At 71.4% G+C, this 17,334-nt stretch carries 16 protein-coding genes; 7 read left to right on the top strand and 9 right to left on the bottom strand.

Going from position 1 to position 17,334, the window contains the following annotated elements:
- Nucleotides 1-41: 41 nt before the first annotated feature.
- Nucleotides 42-548 (top strand): DUF6314 family protein, encoded by a 507-nt coding sequence (locus tag EAS64_RS11495; protein ID WP_145852910.1) that lies wholly within the window; start codon nt 42-44, stop codon nt 546-548.
- Here EAS64_RS11495 and EAS64_RS11490 read toward each other — a convergent pair.
- From EAS64_RS11490 to EAS64_RS11475, 4 genes are all read right to left on the bottom strand, one after another.
- Nucleotides 502-1,191, bottom strand: a complete 690-nt coding sequence (locus EAS64_RS11490) for an HAD family hydrolase (RefSeq protein WP_246115631.1) — start codon at nt 1,189-1,191, stop codon at nt 502-504. The two genes, EAS64_RS11495 and EAS64_RS11490, sit on opposite strands and share 47 nt — an antisense overlap.
- Nucleotides 1,188-2,339, bottom strand: a complete 1,152-nt coding sequence (locus EAS64_RS11485; protein WP_281283238.1) for a TIGR03364 family FAD-dependent oxidoreductase — start codon at nt 2,337-2,339, stop codon at nt 1,188-1,190. Before EAS64_RS11485 ends, EAS64_RS11490 begins: the two co-directional genes overlap by 4 nt.
- Before the next feature lie 93 nt (nt 2,340-2,432).
- The gene (locus EAS64_RS11480; RefSeq protein ID WP_145852908.1) at nt 2,433-3,176 is read right to left on the bottom strand and encodes a GntR family transcriptional regulator; all 744 of its coding nucleotides are present in this window, start codon (nt 3,174-3,176) and stop codon (nt 2,433-2,435) included.
- Nucleotides 3,177-3,181: 5 nt separating this feature from the next.
- The gene (locus EAS64_RS11475; protein ID WP_145852907.1) at nt 3,182-3,790 is read right to left on the bottom strand and encodes a TetR/AcrR family transcriptional regulator; all 609 of its coding nucleotides are present in this window, start codon (nt 3,788-3,790) and stop codon (nt 3,182-3,184) included.
- Between the two features lie 189 nt (nt 3,791-3,979).
- Between EAS64_RS11475 and EAS64_RS11470 the strand changes: the two genes are divergently transcribed.
- A complete protein-coding gene (locus EAS64_RS11470; RefSeq protein WP_145852906.1) occupies nt 3,980-5,413 on the top strand; it encodes an MFS transporter in 1,434 nt (477 codons plus the stop codon).
- Nucleotides 5,414-5,482: 69 nt separating this feature from the next.
- Here the strand turns inward: EAS64_RS11470 and EAS64_RS11465 are convergent, their stop codons facing one another.
- Entirely contained in the window at nt 5,483-6,061 is a 579-nt protein-coding gene (locus EAS64_RS11465) for a TetR/AcrR family transcriptional regulator (RefSeq protein WP_187365844.1), read from the bottom strand.
- A gap of 162 nt (nt 6,062-6,223) precedes the next feature.
- Nucleotides 6,224-7,540 carry an MFS transporter gene (locus tag EAS64_RS11460; RefSeq protein WP_222849217.1) on the bottom strand — a complete coding sequence of 439 codons (1,317 nt, stop codon included), beginning with the start codon at nt 7,538-7,540 and terminating at the stop codon, nt 6,224-6,226.
- Between the two features lie 278 nt (nt 7,541-7,818).
- Between EAS64_RS11460 and EAS64_RS11455 the strand changes: the two genes are divergently transcribed.
- Nucleotides 7,819-8,196, top strand: a complete 378-nt coding sequence (locus EAS64_RS11455; protein ID WP_145852905.1) for a DUF427 domain-containing protein — start codon at nt 7,819-7,821, stop codon at nt 8,194-8,196.
- A 394-nt stretch (nt 8,197-8,590) separates the two neighbouring features.
- On the opposite strand, the gene EAS64_RS11450 is transcribed toward EAS64_RS11455, so the two are convergent.
- The 3 genes from EAS64_RS11450 to EAS64_RS11440 form a co-directional block, all read right to left on the bottom strand.
- The gene (locus tag EAS64_RS11450) at nt 8,591-9,628 is read right to left on the bottom strand and encodes a PAS domain S-box protein (RefSeq protein WP_222849216.1); all 1,038 of its coding nucleotides are present in this window, start codon (nt 9,626-9,628) and stop codon (nt 8,591-8,593) included.
- Between the two features lie 241 nt (nt 9,629-9,869).
- Entirely contained in the window at nt 9,870-11,249 is a 1,380-nt protein-coding gene (locus EAS64_RS11445; protein ID WP_145852903.1) for a dihydrolipoamide acetyltransferase family protein, read from the bottom strand.
- A gap of 136 nt (nt 11,250-11,385) precedes the next feature.
- On the bottom strand, nt 11,386-13,599 hold the full coding sequence (locus EAS64_RS11440; RefSeq protein WP_145852902.1) for an alpha-ketoacid dehydrogenase subunit alpha/beta: 2,214 nt from the start codon (nt 13,597-13,599) through the stop codon (nt 11,386-11,388).
- 147 nt (nt 13,600-13,746) lie between these two features.
- Between EAS64_RS11440 and EAS64_RS11435 the strand changes: the two genes are divergently transcribed.
- From EAS64_RS11435 to EAS64_RS11420, 4 genes are all read left to right on the top strand, one after another.
- Entirely contained in the window at nt 13,747-14,274 is a 528-nt protein-coding gene (locus EAS64_RS11435) for a VOC family protein (protein WP_145852901.1), read from the top strand.
- A complete protein-coding gene (locus tag EAS64_RS11430) occupies nt 14,247-14,951 on the top strand; it encodes a GntR family transcriptional regulator (protein ID WP_222849215.1) in 705 nt (234 codons plus the stop codon). The genes EAS64_RS11435 and EAS64_RS11430 overlap by 28 nt, the downstream gene beginning before the upstream one ends.
- A gap of 134 nt (nt 14,952-15,085) precedes the next feature.
- A complete protein-coding gene (locus EAS64_RS11425; RefSeq protein ID WP_145852899.1) occupies nt 15,086-16,018 on the top strand; it encodes an NAD(P)-dependent oxidoreductase in 933 nt (310 codons plus the stop codon).
- Complete coding sequence (locus EAS64_RS11420; protein WP_145852898.1) at nt 16,019-17,311, top strand: M24 family metallopeptidase; 1,293 nt, start codon at nt 16,019-16,021, stop codon at nt 17,309-17,311.
- Nucleotides 17,312-17,334 lie beyond the last annotated feature (23 nt).

Below are 17,334 nucleotides of genomic sequence, written 5' to 3'. Positions count from 1 at the left end.
CGGGAATGCCCGCTTCATGTCCTCACGGGCAAAATGGTGCCATGGAGATCTCGGACACGCTCGGGTTCCTGCTTGGCACCTGGGAGGTGAGCCGGTTCTACACCGACCACCGCTCCGGGACGGCGCCCACCTTCCAGGGACGGGCCGTGCTGGCGCTGGACCCTGCGGGCCTGGCGCTGGAAGGGCTGGACTTGGCGCGGTACGAGGAGACGGGGCAGCTTTGCCTCGGCTCGCAGCGGAGCCCGGCCGCCCGCAGCCTGGACTTCGTGCGGCGGCCCGGCGGCGCGGTCATGCTCTACCGGCCCGGCCGGCAGCCCTATGTCGACCTCGATCTCACCGGCGGCGCCTGGGATGCCGTCCACCCGTGCGGTGCCGACCACTACGAGATCTCCACGGTCGTCAAGTCGCACGACGTCGTGCAGGAGTACTGGCGGGTCCAGGGGCCGGAGAAGGACTATACCGCCGTCACCACGCTGCGGCGCGTCTCCCGGCAGGGCGCCGCTACAGGCCCAGGTGGGGGAGCAGGTCAGCGACCGAGTCCAGGATGAGCGGTGCCCCTGGCAGCCCCGTCGCGGCCTTCACCGCGTTCAGCTCGTCGAAGGTGCAGTCGCCGGACAGCACGCCGACCACCAGCCCGGCTCCCGCCCGCAGCCCGGCCTCGATGTCCGATGGCGTGTCGCCAACGACGGCGAGCGAGTTCACCGACTCGCCGCGCAGCCGCAGCAGCGCGGTCAGCGGCATGTCCGGCCAGGGCCGGCCTCGGCCGGCGTCGGCCGGGGAGAGGAACAGGTCGACCAGCGTCTCCCACCCGAGCGCCGCGACGATGGCGTCGCGAGTGACCGGGGCGAATCCCGTGGACAGGCACACCTTGATCCCCGCGGCACGGCACGCGGCGAACAGTCCGACGGCGCCGGGCATGGGGGAGATGTCCCCGGCCGCGACCGCGCCCGCGTAGTGCTCCTCGAAGGCCTCGTTCGCCGCCTTGGCCGAGGCTTCCGACCCGAGGATGTGCCGGAACACTTCGATCTTCGACTGCCCCATCGTCTCCCTGGCGTACTTCATCCCGCTGTTGAAATCGGCGGCCGGCAGGTTCCTGCTGGCGATCGCTGCGGCGAAGGCCTCCATGACGGTGTTGTCGTCGCGGACGGTGGTGCCTGCCATGTCCAGGCACACGACGGAGAAACGGCTCACAGGAAGGTCTCCTCGGCGATCGCGGGTGAGCAGGTCATGCCGCGCCCGCCGGGGCCGGTCACCAGGACCACGCCGGGCATGACGGTCGAGCGGTGGTAGAGCGCCGGGGTGCCGGTGACCTCGCTGTAGACGCCCGCCCAGCGGCGCTGCACCGGCGGCAGCGCCGCGCCGAGCAGCGCCGCCGCGCGCGCGACCAGGTGATGGTAGGCGTCCTCGTCCACGTCGAAGGTGAACGGCTCGTCGTACTCGTGCGTGTCGCCGATGGTGAGAGATCCGTCGAGGCGCTGCACCATGAGCAGCTGCGCCCGGTTCTCCGCGGCCACCGGCGCCTGCGGCGGCAGCGAGGCCAGCGCGGGGACGTCGTAGGCGGGGTAGTAGCGCAGCGAGTCGCCGTCGGCGACCGAGGTGGTGAGCCGGCCGGGGAACGGCCGGGTCTGCAGCATCTGCAGCCGGACCCGCCTCAGCCCGGCACCGCCGGACCCGGGAGCGCTCGCCAGGGCGCCGGCCGCGGTCAGGTGCGGGCCGGCGACGCCGGTGAAGTTCGCCCCGGTGCACAGCACCACGAGATCGCCCCGGTGCCAGTCGCCCCGGTGGTCGCGGACGGCGCCCGGCGCCAGTTCGACCGCCTCGCGGCCAGGCAGCCACTCATACCCGGGACCGCCCGCCGCAAGCGACGAACGGAGCGCGGGCAGCGCGAGTCGCGGCTCGACGATCCCGTCGGCCCGGCACCACAGCCCGCCGAGGAACTCGCCGTTCAGCGCGGGGTTGACCGACCGCACTTCCGCCGGCGAGAGCACCTCGAACTCGCGCCGCTTGGCGTCCGGGAGGTTGACTGCCTCGCGCATCACCGCGAGTTCCGCCTCGGTGGAGGCGATGGTCAGCGACCCGGCCGGTCGGAAGCCCGCGCCCGGCGCCTGCGCGCCGATCGATTCCCACAGCTCACGGGCACGCAGCGCGAGGGCCAGTTCAGGGCCCGCCCGGCGTCCGCTCACCCAGACAAGGCCGAAATTCCTGACGCTGGCGCCGCGTCCCTCCGGTTCCCGCTCCAGATGGGTGACCGCGAGGCCGCGTCGCCGCGCCATGATCGCGTGCATTGTCCCGAGGATTCCGCCGCCGACGATGATGACCTGTCCAGACTGAGCGCCCACGGAAACAAGTATAGACATCTAGGAACTTGTATAGCCAAGTTGAGTTCAGCGGGTACGGAACTGTTCACTCGACAGGGCCGGCTCGCCCGCCCGCTACGCCGGGGGACGACGGGACAGCGCGTTGACCGATACCGAGTTCCGCACACTGAAGGCGGTGGCTGTCCCCAGGTAGCGGTCGTCGGACCACTCGACCGGCTGGCCCGCGCGGTCGGTGGTGCGGCGCCGCTCCCGCAGCAGCGGCATGCCTGCCCTGACCTCGAGCCAGCGGGCGTCCTCGGCCGAGGCGGCGACCGCGTCGATGACATGCTCGGCGTCGGTGAACCCGACGCCGAGTTCCTCGAGCCGCTCGGTGATCGAGTCCACGGTCAGGTCAAGCCCGGCGACGAGCGCGCCGACCTTGTCCGGGTAGGCGGCCCGCTCGATCATGACCGGGCGCCCGGACAGCAGCCGAACGCGGACCAGGTAGTACACGATGGCGCCGGGGTCCAGGCCAAGCGCCGACGTCTCGGCTTCTGTCGCCGGGCGCCGTTCAAGCGCGATCACCCGGCCGCCCGGCTCCTCGCCGATCGCGCGGGCCCATCGCGAGAACGACAGCAGCTCGCCGAACGACTGCACCCGGGGGCCGCCGATGACGACCCGCCGCGCGCCGCGCCGCGACGCGATCACCCCGTCGGCGCGCAGCGCGGCGAACGCCTGGCGCACCGTGCCGCGCGACAGCCCGTACCGCTCGGCCAGCTCGGCCTCGGAGGGCAGCAGTGAGCCCGGCGGATAGGTGCCCGCCGCGATGGCCGACTTGATGTCCTCGGCGACCTTCCGGTACAGGGACTCGGTGATCATGACGATCAAGCGTAATCGGCGGGCGCGGTGAGCGCGGCGAGCAATGTGCTGGTGACGATCGACGGCGCCTGGTCGGCGGTCATCCGGCCCGCCGAGACCTCCGTCGCCGCCGCGTGCATCACGGTGAGGGCGAGGGTGGTCAGCCACGGCAGCGGCAGGTCGGCGCGGAAGGCACCGGACTGCTGGCCGCGCTCGATCAGCGCGAAGACGCGGTCGAGCACCGGGTCGTGCGCGGCGCGGATGCGGTCAGGCGGCAGCTCCCGCTCCGCCGCCGCGAGCACGTTCCTGAACTGGTCGACGATCTGCCAGCTCCCGGCGACCAGCCTGGCCACCGCCTGGCGCGGGTCCCCGGAGATGTCCACGGCGTCCAGCGCCTGCTGCGCGTGCGCGACCGTGCGCGTCATCACGGCGTCGACCAGTTCGGCGCGGGTCGGGAAGTGACCGTAGAGCGTCATCCGGCCGACCCCGGCGGCGGCGGCGATCTCGGCCATGTTCGTGTCCGGGTTCTTCGCCAGGCACTCGGTGGCCGCGTTCAGGATGGCAGCGACGTTGCGCCTGGCGTCGGCCCGCCGCGGCGCGGGGCGGCCCTCCGTCGGTTCGGCTGCTGCGGCCATGCGCACTCGCGGCCCTTCGTCTGCTGTCGGCGGTTGGTGCGGTTCTTCCCTTTCTAGGGTGCGCGACGCGACCGGGTGCCTCCGCCACGCCGTTCCACGATTAAGTCGTATTGCGCTATACGGGTTACCTGCTATCCTCAGCTCAGGAAACCTGTATAGCAGTATACGAGTTAACTCGGGAGGGGAACGATGACCGCTTCCTCGGTCGCCCAGGCCGGGCAGGCCGCCGCACCGGGTCCGCGCGGTACGCGCTGGACCGTGCTCGCGCTGCTCGCGGTCGCCCAGCTGATGCTCATACTCGACGTCACCGTGGTGAACGTGGCGCTGCCGGACATCGGCGTCGCGCTGCGGCTGAGCAGGGACGGGCTGCCCTGGGTGATGACCGCGTACACGGTCTGCTTCGGCGGCCTGATGCTGCTCGGCGGCAGGCTCGCCGACCGGTTCGGGCCACGGCGGCTCACCCTGGCCGGCCTGGCCGTCTTCACCGGCGCGTCACTCATGTCCGGCCTCGCCGCCGATCCAGCGTGGCTGCTGGCCGGCCGGGCCCTGCAAGGGACCGGCGCCGCACTGCTCTCGCCCGCCGCGCTCGCCACCGTGCTCGCGATGTTCGCCGGCGCCGACCGTACCAAGGCGCTCGGCGTGTGGTCCGGCCTGGCCGGCCTCGGCTCCGCGCTCGGCGTGATTCTCGGCGGCGTCCTCACCACGGAGGCGGGCTGGCGCTGGATCTTCACCATCAACGTGCCGATCGGGATCGCGCTGCTGATCGCGGTGCCCCTGGTGGCGCCGTCGGGCCGCGCCGCCAGTGACCAAGGAGCCCGGCCGCTCGACGTGCCCGGCGCGCTGCTTGTCACCGGCGGAACCGCCGCCGCCGTCTACGGCCTGGTCAACGCCGGAAGCCACGGCTGGGCGTCCATGTCGACACTGACCGCGCTGGCACTCGCGGTCGCCGGCTGGACGACGTTCGCCTGGGTGGAGCGGCACTTCGCGAGCCCGCTGCTTGCCGTCGGGCTGCTGCTGCGCCGGCCGACCGCGGCGGGCGGCTTCCTGATGCTGGTCTCGACCGGGCTGCTCGTCGGCGGGTTCTTCCTCACCTCGTTCCTGCTGCAGCACGCCAACGGCTACAGCGCGCTCCACGTGGGCTTGGTGTTCATCCCGGTCGCCGTCGCCATCGTCGCGGCCGCGCACACCGCGGGCCACCTGCTGACGCACGTTCCCGCGCGGGCGGTCGCCGTGACCGGCCTGATCCTGTCCGGAGCCGGCTACGGCATCGCGGCGCTGTGGCCGGGACCGGCGCAGGCGGTGACCGGGCTGAGCGTCGCCGCGTTCGGCATCGGCTTCTGCTTTGTCACCGCGTTCACCGCGTCGCTGACCGACGCGCCGCCCGCCGAGTCCGGGCTGCGCAGCGCGCTGGTGAACACGTTCCACGAACTCGGCGGCGCGGCCGGGGTGGCGGTGGCGTCTACCATCGCGGGCGCGGCCCTGGTGGCGGCGCGCCCCGCCGTCACCGACTTCCGCACGGCGCTGACCGCGGGCGCGGCGAGCGCGCTCGCCGCCGCGGTGATCGCGGCCTTCCTGGTGCCGCCCGTCCGCCGCCGTCAGGAGGACGGCATGCCGATGCACTGAGGCGCGCGGCGCATGGCGAGCCGCGCCAGCGCCAGCGGGAACAAAGGGAGCCGCCGCGGTTCTCCCGGGTCAGCGCCCGGCGAGCGCCGCGTCCAGCAAGATCGCGGCGGCCGCCCGCGCGTTCGCGGCCGCCGCCGGGTCGCGGTCCATCCGCGTCGACAGCGACGCCCCGTCGTAGAGCATGTGCAGCTGGCGCGCCAGCCGCTCAGGCTCGGCCGCCCCCGCCTGGCTCGCCAGGTCCGCGAACAGCGTCCGCACCCAGCCCCGGTAGTCGTCGGATGCGCGGGACACCGCCTCGCCAGGCGATTCCGCGCTGGCGCTGACGAACGCGCAGCCGCGGTAACCCGGCTCGGCGAACAGCTCGCCCTGCGCCTCGTAAATCCCGAGCAGCTTGTCGCGAGGATCGGCATACCGCTCGAGGTACGCCGTGATCCGCCCGGCCATCCGCGCGTGGCGGCCCTCCAGGTAGGCGCGGACCAGCTCGTCCTTGCTGCCGAAGGTGTTGTAAAGCGACGCCTTGGCGACACCCGCCCGCTCGATCACCCGGTCGATGCCGACGGTGTGCACCCCCTCGGCGTAGAAGAGCTCGTTCGCGGCATCGAGCAGCCGCTCGCGCGCCGACAGCCCCGTCGCCGCCTTAGCGCTCATTGCCATCACCTCTTCAGACTGACCTGTCTAACGAATCGTATGCGCCGGTACCGCCGCGCGCGGAGGCTCATGTCGCACGGCGGCCGGGGCTCCAGCCGATCCCGAACGGGTGCGGGTGACTCCGGCACCCCCGCACCCGCGTCAGGGGCCGTGGCGACCGGCTCACGCCGCGCGGACCCGCCGGGTCCTGCTGGTGCGCGCCAGCGCGGCCAGCGCGAACACGGCGAGCACGATCAGGCCGATCGCGTACTCCCGCGCGGCGCCGACAAGCCCCTGCCCGTGCACGACCGCGTAGCCCGCGATGACCACCGGCCCGCCCATGCCCAGGTAGGACAGGACGAACAGCAGGGACAGCACGCCGGCCCGCTCGTGCGGCTTCGCCGCGGGCACCACGGTGCGGATGCCGCCCTGGAACCCGGCGCCGAAGCCGAAGCCGCTGACCGCCGTGCCGAGGAACAGCACCGCCGCGGACCCGGTGCCGAGCGCGGCGAGGACAATCGCCGACCCGCCGATCAGCGCGCCGATGCCGGTCAGCATCACCGTCGTCGCCGCGGTGTTCCGCAAGGTGAAGGTCGCGACGATGGCCGCCACGGTCATCAGCGTCACATCCGCGCCGCCCGCGAGCACGCTGGCCGACCCGGTGAGCGCGTGCACCAGCTCCGGGCCGAGCGCCGCCATGAGCCCGGCCAGCGCCCAGACGGCGAACACGACGGGCGCCGCGGCGAGCATCGGGCCGCGGGTGGCGGCGGGCAGCGACACGTCGGGGACCAGCGACCGCAGCGCGCCGGGCGCGCGTGTCACCGTCTCGCGCAGCAGCAGGACGCCGATGGCCTGCGCCGTGAGCACGCCGAGCAGCACCAGGTAGATCAGCCGGGTCGGCGCGGGCAGGAACTGCACCGCGAGCGAGGACAGCAGCACGCCGGTGCCGGTGCCCATGCCCGGGGTGAGCGCGTTGGCCAGCGCGCCGCGCTCGCGGTCGATGTCCAGCATGCCCGCGCCGATCGCACCGAGCGCCGCCCCAGCCGAGATGCCCTGGATGACGCGGGCGGCGATCAGGTCGCCGACGCCCCCCGCCGTCGCGAACACCACAAGCGAGGCCGCCTGGACCGCGATGGCGGCGAGCAGTACGGGCCGCCGCCCGGTGTAATCCGACAGCCGCCCGAACACCAGCAGCGCGACGAGCACGGTGATCGCATAGATCCCGAAGATGATCGTCGTCGTGATCGGGGTGAACCCCCAGCGCTGCTGGTAGATCGCGTACAGCGGCGTCGGCGCGCCGGAGGATGCGAGCATCGATACGGTCAGGGACGCGAGCAGCAGCAGCGCCGGCATCCCGGTGATCTGCGCCCGGCCATCGCCACGGCGGCCGGCGCGACCCGCTAGCGGATCCTCAGGCAGGTCGAGGCCGGTGACGACGCGCGCCGCCGCCCTGTCTGCCCTGACGGCCGCCAGTTCGGCGGTCGTACGGTGCTGGCTCATGACCACTCCCCGTCCGAAATCGTTAGGTAGACCAGTCTGTCTATCCATGACCATCATTAAAACAGACAGGTCTGTCTAATGCAAGTCGACTGAGGCCGCCCGCTCCGCCCCGCGCCCGGGCAACGGATAACAGCAACAAGCGGCGGCTGCCGCGGGTTCACGTGGCCTACCTTCCGCCGCAGCGCCTGCAGCTCGACCCGGCCGGCTGTTCGCCGGAATGTCCCGGACGGGTCGCTGGGTTGACGTTAGCAACAGTGGAACGCTCGCAGGGAGTTGAGATGACCCGCACCGTCAAGATCCCCGACGCCACCCACCCGATCACGATCCGTCCGACAGGATCGCACGTGACCGTGCGTCTGGGCGGCAGCGTGGTGGCCGAGACCGATCACGCGCTGTCGCTTGCCGAGGCCTCCTACCCGGTGGTTCAGTACATACCGCTCGGCGACGTCGACCAGTCGCTGCTCGACCGCACCACCACGCAGACCTACTGCCCCTACAAGGGCGACGCCAGCTACTACACCGTCCAGACGCCCGACGGCCGCACCGAGGCCGATGTCATCTGGACCTACGAGCACCCGTTCCCGTCGGTCGCCGAGATCGCCGGCCACGTCGCCTTCTACGGCAACCGCGCCGAGGTCACCATCGACCCCGCATAGGGGTCCTGCGGGTCCTACCTGATGGGGCACACTAGGACCATGAACCGTCCCGTCCGGGGTTCTGTTTTTCCTTCGCCGCCGGTTGATTTTCCGGTCTACGGCCTGGAACCGTCGTGGCCTGGGTCGCGGTGGCTGGAGTCGTTCGGCGATCGGATCGGTGACCCGGCGACCTGGGTCTCCCTGGGCCACCGGAGCCTTGATGGCGAATCGATCGTCCTTGTCGAGACGTTCTCGCGGCCTCGGGTTGTCCTCGGCGGCGGCGAGCTGCCTTTGCCGGACGTGGCGGGCTACGCCTGTACAGTGCTGATCAACATCACCCTCCCGGAGTATTCACAGTCCCCTCGAAAGAGACGATCCGGCCGCCCACGGAGCTGGCCAGGCGACCGGCTAATGGTCATCGCCGGCGGCGCGGGGCGGGGGCGGGGCCTCGCCGGGCGGCCCCCGCGAGCACGGCAGCCTGGATCTGGGCGATGATGTCGTCGAGTTCGGCGGCGACTTCCCCGAAGCGCTGCCTGGCGGCGCCCGCGGGCTGGCCCTCGGCGGCCGCGAGACCCAGCCCGGCGTGGAACAGGCCGGTGATGACCGCGTCCAGCAGCCGCAGGTGCACCTGCTGGGCCTCGGCGGCGTCCCCGGCCAGCGCGGCCAGGTCGTCGAGCCGCCCGGTCCCGGTGATGTCGCGGATGACGGCGAGGGTGAGCTGCCCGGACGCGGTCGTGACCGGGATCAGGTTGACCCGGACAGGGAAGGTGGTGCCGTCCTTACGCAGCCCGGCCAACTGCGCGCCCGCGCCCATCGGCCGGGTCGACGGGGACCGCGCCCAGGCGGACCGGTGCCTGCGGTGCGTCTCCTGCAGGGCGGCGGGCACGAGAGCCTCGGCCGGAAGGCCGGCCATCTCGCCCGGGCCGTAGCCGAACATGTCCTCCAGCCGGGCGCTGGCCGCCGTGATCGTGCCGTCGCCGTCTGCCAGCGCCACCGCATCCTGGAGCGCGTCGAGCAGCCATCCTGGCAGGACCGGGTCCGCCCCGTAACCCTCCGGTGCCTGGCCGCCGGACCGGGGCACGGCCGCAGCCAGGACGGCGGCCGCCGCCGGCAGCCTCGCGGCGGCGGCTGCCTCCAGGGAGGGATAGACGGAGACCTGCCGGTCCAGGCCCCGCAGGCTGAGGACCTGCGAGACGCTCGCGGCGGTGACCACCAGCCGCAGCTCCGTCCCGCTGCTGACGGTCCGCCGCCAGGCACGGACGATGGCATCGGCGCCGGCATGGTCACAGGACACGGTCGCGGTCATGTCCGCGATCAGCGTCACCGCGCCAAGGTTGATGACCGAAAGCAGTGCGTCACGTACCTGCCCGGCGTTCGATGCCCCGATGTGCTCCGGCATGACCACCACTGCCTGGGCGCCGTCCCACGCAACCGGGAGGAAACACTCAAGCACGCGAGCCCCCCCGACTGGAGCGCGCCCCGCGGGACGCCGCGAGCGTGCCGCGGCACCCGGCAGATGACCTGCGCATCGGTGAACCGCCATAACCCGACCCGGCCGGCCTGGCCATGCCGCCAGGATCGGATCGGCAGCGACACGGTCCCTGCACGTGGTCCGTGCGGGACAAATACCCTTGGCCTACTCCTGACCATACGCCCCGCCGCCGCTGCCCGGGTACGAGGCCCCGCAGTCGTGCTTAGATGACCGCGGCGAGCGGGTTTTCCATGCGAGCGCTGAAGGCGGCGAGCCAGCGGGCGGCGAGGGCGCCGTCGATGGCCCGGTGATCGACGGACAGGGTGCACCGCATGACGGTCGCCACGGCGAGCGCGCCGTCCACCACTACGGGCTGCTGCCGCGCCGCGCCGACCGCGAGGATGCCGGACTGCGGCGGGTTGATGATCGCGGAGAACTCCGCCGTGCCGTACATGCCCAGGTTGGAGACCGCGAACGAGCCGCCCTCGATCTCGTGCTGCCGCAGCTTCCTGTCCCTGGCCCGCCGCGCCAGGTCCACCGACTCGCGCGCGATCGCGGACAGCCGCATGCCCTCCACGCCGCGCAGCACCGGCGTCACGAGACCGGAGTCGGTCGCCACCGCGATCGATATGTCGACATGTCGATGTTGGAGCAGCCCCTCGTCCGTCCACGTGACGTTGGCCTCTGGCACGTCGCCGAACGCCGCCGCCACCGCCGCGATCACGAAGTCGTTGACCGAGACCTTCACCGGTGACGTCTCGTTAACCCGCGCGCGCAGCGCAAGCAGCTCGTCCACCACGCACTCGGCGGTCAGGTAGAAGTGCGGCACCGTCGCCTTCGACTCCGTCAGCCGCCGCGCGATAGCCCGCCGCATCGGCGTATGCGGAATTAGCGTCTCACCGGCCGGCGTAGTCCCGTCGCCCTCGGTCTGCGCCGCTTCCAGCGCACTCTCCCGAACGGGTGCGCGCTCCGCCTCCCGGCCAGGGGCGGTCTCGGAAAGCGGCGCGGACGGTCCGGCGGCCGGCGCCACGGCGGAAACGGACGCGTGCACAGCGGACGCGCCGGGCCCCGCCGCGAGGTAGCGCTCAAGGTCGCGGCGGACGATCCGGCCGTGCGGCCCGGTGCCGGCTAGGCCCGTCAGGTCGATGCCCCGCTGCCCGGCCAGCTTGCGCACCAGCGGGCTGGCGAAGATCCGTCCGCCGGGAAGGGCATGGACATTCGTTTCAGGAGCGGCGCTTGGCGCGGTCGCGGATCCCGGACCCGTGGACGCCGCAGAATCCGGTGCGACCACCGGAGCGCCCGGTGCGACGGCAGCAGATGGCCCCGGCAGGCCAAGCGCCATCTCGGCATCCGCGTCGGTCTCGCCCGCCACAAGCAGCACCGCGATCGGCTCGCCGATCTCCGCGGTGTCACCCTCGCCGAGAACAAGACGCCCGACGACGCCCGCCTCCTCGGCCGCGTACTCAACGAGCGCCTTCTCGGTCTCGATCTCCGCGAGCGGCATCCCCACGCTCACGCGGTCGCCCGGCGAGACAAGCCAGTGCGCGATGGCTGCCTCCGTCGCCCCCGCCAGCACGCTGGGCATCCGCACTACGACTGCCATGACCGTCCCTCCCCGCGGGAAACGCGGAGCGGGGCCCGCCGGGGAGATTTCCGCCGGCCTTCCGCAGGAGTGCCGGCGGAAATCTGCCCCAAGGGCCCAGCGACCCTTCGCAATGCGGCAGCCCTGGTAGGAAACATCAGCCAGCCGCCCTTCCAAAGCCCGCCCGAACCCGTTCCAGCCCAGCAACGACGTCCGACGTCTTCGCGATCGCGGCCTGCTCGAGGACCTTGGAGATCGACGGCGACGACTCCGCCCCGGTGACCCGCTGGACCGGCTGGTCGAGCCAGTCGAAGAACCTGCGCTGGATCTCATCCGCCAGCCAGCCGCCGTACGAGGTACCGAGGGTGCCCTGCTCGACGATCAGCACCGCGTTGGTCTTGCGGACCGATGCGCCGACGGTGTCCCAGTCGAGCGACGCCCGGTCGAGGAACCGCAGGTCGATCAGCTCGGCGTCGATGCCGGCCGCCTCTATCGCCTCCGCCGCGACCGCCACCATCGACAGGTACGTCAGCACGGTGACGTCGGAACCCGTCCTGCGCACCGCCGCCGTGCCGAACGGGATCTGGTAATCCAGGTCGTCGACCGGGATCTCGCCATCGGATCCGTACAGGTCGACGTGCTCGAGCATCAGCACCGGGTCGTCGACCGCCAGCGCGGTGTTCAGCAGGCCCACGTAGTCGAACGGGGTGGACGCTGCCATGATCCGCCAGCCGGCGCTGGTGGCGAACACGCCCGCCGGGTCCATCAGGTGCTGCGATCCGTAGCCCGAGCCCATCGCGACCTTGGTGCGCAGCACGAGCGGCACCGGGTTCCTGCCGCCGAACATGTGCCTGGCCTTGCCGATCTGGTTGAACACCTGGTCGGCGGCGACCCACAGGAAGTCCGGGTACATGAACTCCACGACCGGGCGGAACCGGCCGTCGAGCGCCAGGCCGCCGCCCAGGCCGGCGAAGGCGTTCTCGCTGATCGGCGTGCCGAGGATGCGGCCCGGATACTTCTTCGCCAGGCCCCGTGTCGCGCCGTTGGTGCCCCCGTTGAGCTTGTGCACGTCCTCGCCGAGCACGACGATCCGGGGATCGTCGCCCATCCGCCGGTCCATCACCGCCGCCACGGCCTCGATGAACTTCCCCTGCCGCAGCTGTCCGGTGAACGAGGAACGCTCGGCGGTGCGTGCCCCGGCGATCTCCGACAGGTTGCCGCGGATGCCGACGTTGACGAACGCCGGGTCGGGCCACAGGTCGGGCTTGATCCGCCGCTGCCCGGGCTTCGCGCCGGGTGACGGGTCGGGCTCGACGAGCGCGGCGGCGACGGTCTTCATCGCGTCGAGCGCCTGCGCCCGCACCGCGGCCACTCCAGCCTCGTCGATGAGACCAAGCCGTGTCATCTCGCGCGCGACCAGGTCCAGCGGGTCGCGGGCGCGCCACGCGGCCTCTTCCTCCTTGGTCCGGTAGCCGAACGCGGAGCCGGGATACGGCCCGTTCTGGTGGAAGAACCGGTAGACGAGCGCCTCGATCACGACGGGTCCCTTGCCGGACCTCAGCCGTTCGGCCGCCCGCTCCATGGCCAGGTGCACCGCGAGCGGGTCCATGCCGTCGACCCGCCAGGCGGTGACGCCGAAACCGACGGCGCGGGCCGACAGCCGGGGCTCCCCGGTGGCCTCCTCGACGGTGGTGGACACCGCGTAGCCGTTGTTCTCCATGAAGAAGCAGACGGGCAGCCGCCACGCCGACGCGAGGTTGAGCGACTCAAGTACCGACCCGATGTTGACCGCCCCGTCACCGAAGTAGGTGACAGTCAGATCGCTGCCGGATCCGGGTGCCGACGAATGTTTCTGGGCCCAGGAGTTGCCCAGGGCCATCGGCACGCCACCGCCGACGATCGCGTTGGTGCCGAGCGCGCCGGCCTCGAACCACTGCAGGTGCATGGAGCCGCCGCGTCCGCCGCAGTAGCCCTGTGCTAGGCCGAGGATCTCGGCCAGTGTCCGCCGCAGCACCTCGCCGACCGCGGGGGTCACCAGGTCGTCCGGGGCGAGCGAGCCCTTCGTGACGTGGGTGAGCGCCTTGGCGAGGAACTGGTGGTGGCCCCGGTGCGAACCGTTGACCGCGTCCGTCGATCGCAGCGACACGATCGAGCCGACCGCGCCGCCCTCCTGGCCGATGGAGGAGTGCGCGGGACCGTGCACCAGGCCCTCGCCCGCCAGCTCGAGCACGGTCTCCTCGAAGGCGCGGATCAGGTGCAGCTGGCCGAGCATCGTGGCGAGCAGCGCGGGGTCCGCCGCCTTCCAGTCCGCCGCCGTCGTGGACAGCTCGCTCCACTCCGCCGCCGGCACGAGGCGCTTGACGCGAGGCATTCCGCACCTCCAGCGGGTCTCTTGCGGTCATGAACGCTCGCCACGCTAACCGCAGATTGGATACATATCAAGAGTCAGCTGCACCCGTTCGGGCAAATTATGTTCATCTACCATCTGATTGGATACAGTCACGGGACAGGAGGATCCATGGGCATACCGGGGCTGCGGGGCGGCGATCACATCGGGATCACCGTGCCCGACATCGAGCAGGCGCACGAATTCCTCGTGCACGTGCTCGGCTGCGAGTTCGCGTACGCGCTGCCGGAGATGCGGCACGACGACGACTGGATGCGCGAGCACCTGAACGTCGACCCGCGCCGCGCGGTGCGGCAGATCCGCTTCTACCGGTGTGGCTTCGGGCTGAACTTCGAGGTCTTCGAGTATGAGCCGCACGATGGCCAGCGCGACGTGCCGCGCAACAGCGACCTGGGCGGCCACCACGTCGCGCTGTATGTCGACGACATGGACGAGGCGTGCGCCTACCTGGAGAGCAAGGGCGTCAGGCTGCTGGCCGGCCCGGTAGCAAGCAGGAACGCCTCGGCCGGGCAGCGCTGGCGGTACTTCCTCGCTCCCTGGGGCATGCAGTTCGAGCTGGTCAGCTACCCGGGCGGCAAGGCATACGAACGGGACGGGGCGACGGTGATGCTGTGGCATCCGGGCCACCCGGAGCGGTGACCGGCCCCGCCGGCCAGGGCGGCCTCGACGGTCATGGCGGCGCGAGCGTCAGGATCGCCGACGCGCTGCGCACCGCGATACTCGACGGCAGCTACCGGCCAGGGGAGCGGATCAGGCAGGAGGACGTGGCGTCCCGCTCGGGCGCGAGCCGCATGCCGGTCCGCGAGGCGCTGCGGGTACTCCAGGCGGAAGGCCTGGTGACCCTGGTCGCGAACTCCGGTGCCTGGGTGGCGAAGCTGACCCTGGCCGAGTGCGCCGAGCTGTACCAGATCAGGGAGCGCCTCGAGCCGCTGCTGCTGCGCGCGTCGCTGCCTTCGCTCGACGGCGGTGCCATCGCGCGAATGACCGAATTCGCCAAGGCGATGGAGGCGGCGGACGGCGACGTCGCCGCGTTCCTCCGCGCCGACCGCGCGTTTCACTGGGCCAGCTACGCGGCCGCGGGACCGGGGGAGACGCGCGAGATCATCGCGCGGATGTGGAACAGCACCCAGCATTACCGCCGCGAGTTCACCCGGATGGCCGTGGGCCGGGCCGGCCTCGGCGCGACTCACCTGGAGCACCAGCTGCTGATCGATTGCATCCGCCGCGCGGACCCGGAAGACGCCGAGCGTGTCCTCGTGATGCACATCCGCCGCACCCGTAGTGAGCTGGCCGGGCATCCGGAGATCTTCGCCTGACGGCGGGCTGACTTGACATTGACGGCGGTTCTCGACAGCATTGCGAACAATAGCTTTGCAAACGATTGCAACCTGTGCAGTGAGCATTGCTCATCGTCGGGGCTCTGTGTGCTGGGTTTTCGCGAGGAGGAAGCATGACCGCGCCTACCGTCGGGTGGATCGGTACCGGGCGTATGGGGTACCAGCTCGCCTTGCGCCTGCTCAACGCCGGTTATGACGTGGCGGCGTGGAACAGGACGCGGGCGAAGTGCGAGCCGCTCGCCGAGTTCGGCGCGGAGATCGCCGACAGCCCGGCTGCCCTCGCCGCCAGAGAGATCGTGTTCATCATGGTCTCGGCCGACAAGGACCTGGAAGCGGTCATCGACGGTCCGGACGGGCTGCTCACCACGGGCGGCAGGCCGAAGCTCATCGTCGACTCCTCCACCGTTTCGCCCGAGGCGTCGGCGCGTGTCCGCGCCCGCGTCGAGGCGGATGGCGTGCAGTTCCTCGCCGCCCCGGTCAGCGGCAATCCCAAGGTGATCGCGGCCGGCAAGCTCACCGTGGCCGCCTCGGGCCCGCGCTCCGCGTTCGACGAGGCCCAGCCGCTGCTCGCGACCTGGGGACGCGGCGTCACCTACGTCGGCGAGGGCGAGACGGCCCGGCTGGTCAAGATCGCGCACAACGTGTTCCTCGGCGTGGTCATCCAGTCTCTCGCCGAGATCACCGTGCTCGCCGAGCGCGGCGGGGTCAGCCGGGCCGCGTTCCTTGAGTTCCTCAACGCGTCCGTGCTGGGTTCCGAGTTCACCCGCTACAAGTCCCCGGCCCTGGTCAACCTGGACTTCCACCCGACGTTCACCAACGTGCTGCTCCGCAAGGACCTTCAGCTCGGCCTGTCGGCTGGCAAGGAGCTCGGCGTGCCGATGCCGCTCGCCGCGGCGACAGACATGATGATCGCGCAGGCCATCGGCGCCGGCTACACCGAGCAGGACTTCGCTACCCTGGTCCTGGAGCAGGCCCGCCGGTCCGGGTACCAGATCGAGCCGGAGAACGTGCCGGTCGACGACGGGCTCGCACCCGAGGAGCCCTAGATGCCTGAGCCGTCAGAAGTCGCGCGATACGAACGGCCGTCGCAGCGTCCGGCCGGGGTGCGGCCGATCGGCGCGCCCGGCCACATGGGCGTCGACTACGAGGCGCGCGTCGACTTCGACCGGCTCCGCCGCTACCGGCTCGATCGCGCGCAGCAGGCGCTGCGGGAGAGCGACTGCGGCGCGTTCCTGCTGTTCGACTTCTACAACATCAGGTACACGACCCAGACCTGGATCGGCGGCGCGCTCGGCGACAAGATGATCCGCTACGCGCTGCTGCTGCGCGACCGGCCCCCGGTGGAGTGGGACTTCGGTTCGGCGGTCAGGCACCACAAGCTGTACTCGCAGTGGCTGCCCGACGAGAACTGGCGGCCGGGCTTCCTGGGCTTCCGCGGCGCGGTCGCCCCCGAGGCCGGCCTGATGCGGGACGCGGTCACCGAGATCAAGTCGCTGCTCGCCGAGGCGGGCGTGCTCGGCTCGCCGCTCGGCATCGACATCGTAGAGCCGCCGTTCCTGTTCGAGCTGCAGCGGCAGGGCATCGCCGTCGCCGACGCGCAGCAGCCGATGCTCGACGCCCGGGTGATCAAGTCACCGGACGAGATCATGCTGCTCAACCAGGCGGCGGCGATGGTGGACGGCGTCTACCAGGACATCGCCGAGTTCCTGCGCCCCGGCCGCCGCGAGAACGAGATCGTGGCCCTGGCGAACAAGCGGCTCTACGAGCTCGGCAGCGACCAGGTCGAGGCGGTCAACTCGATCTCCGGCGAGCGCTGCAACCCGCATCCGCACAACTTCACCGATCGCATCATCCGGCCCGGTGACCAGGCGTTCTTCGACATCATCCACTCCTACAACGGCTACCGCACCTGCTACTACCGCACCTTCGGGGTGGGCTGGGCGACACCCGGGCAGCGCGACGCCTATCAGCAGGCGCGTGAGTGGATGGACGCGGCACTCGACGCGATCAAACCCGGCGTGTCCTCCGACACAGTGGCGCGCACGCTGCCGCGGGCGCAGGACTTCGGCTTCGACAGCGAGCTGGCCGCGTTCGGCCTGCAGTTCGCGCACGGCCTCGGCCTGGGCCTGCACGAACGGCCGATCATCTCCCGGCTCAACAGCCTCGAGCACCCGATCGAGCTCAAGGCGGGCATGGTCTTCGCCATGGAGACCTACTGCCCGGCCGCCGACGGGATCTCCGCCGCCCGCATCGAGGAAGAGGTCGTGGTCACCGACTACGGCATCGAGATTCTCACCAGGTTCCCCGCCATCGACCTGCCCATCGCCGCCAAGTACTAGGCGGCACCACGCTGGCAGGCAGG

Source organism: Trebonia kvetii, assembly GCF_007827045.1.
GTDB lineage: Bacteria > Actinomycetota > Actinomycetes > Streptosporangiales > Streptosporangiaceae > Trebonia > Trebonia kvetii.
This window is presented reverse-complemented; position numbering and strand designations above follow the sequence as displayed.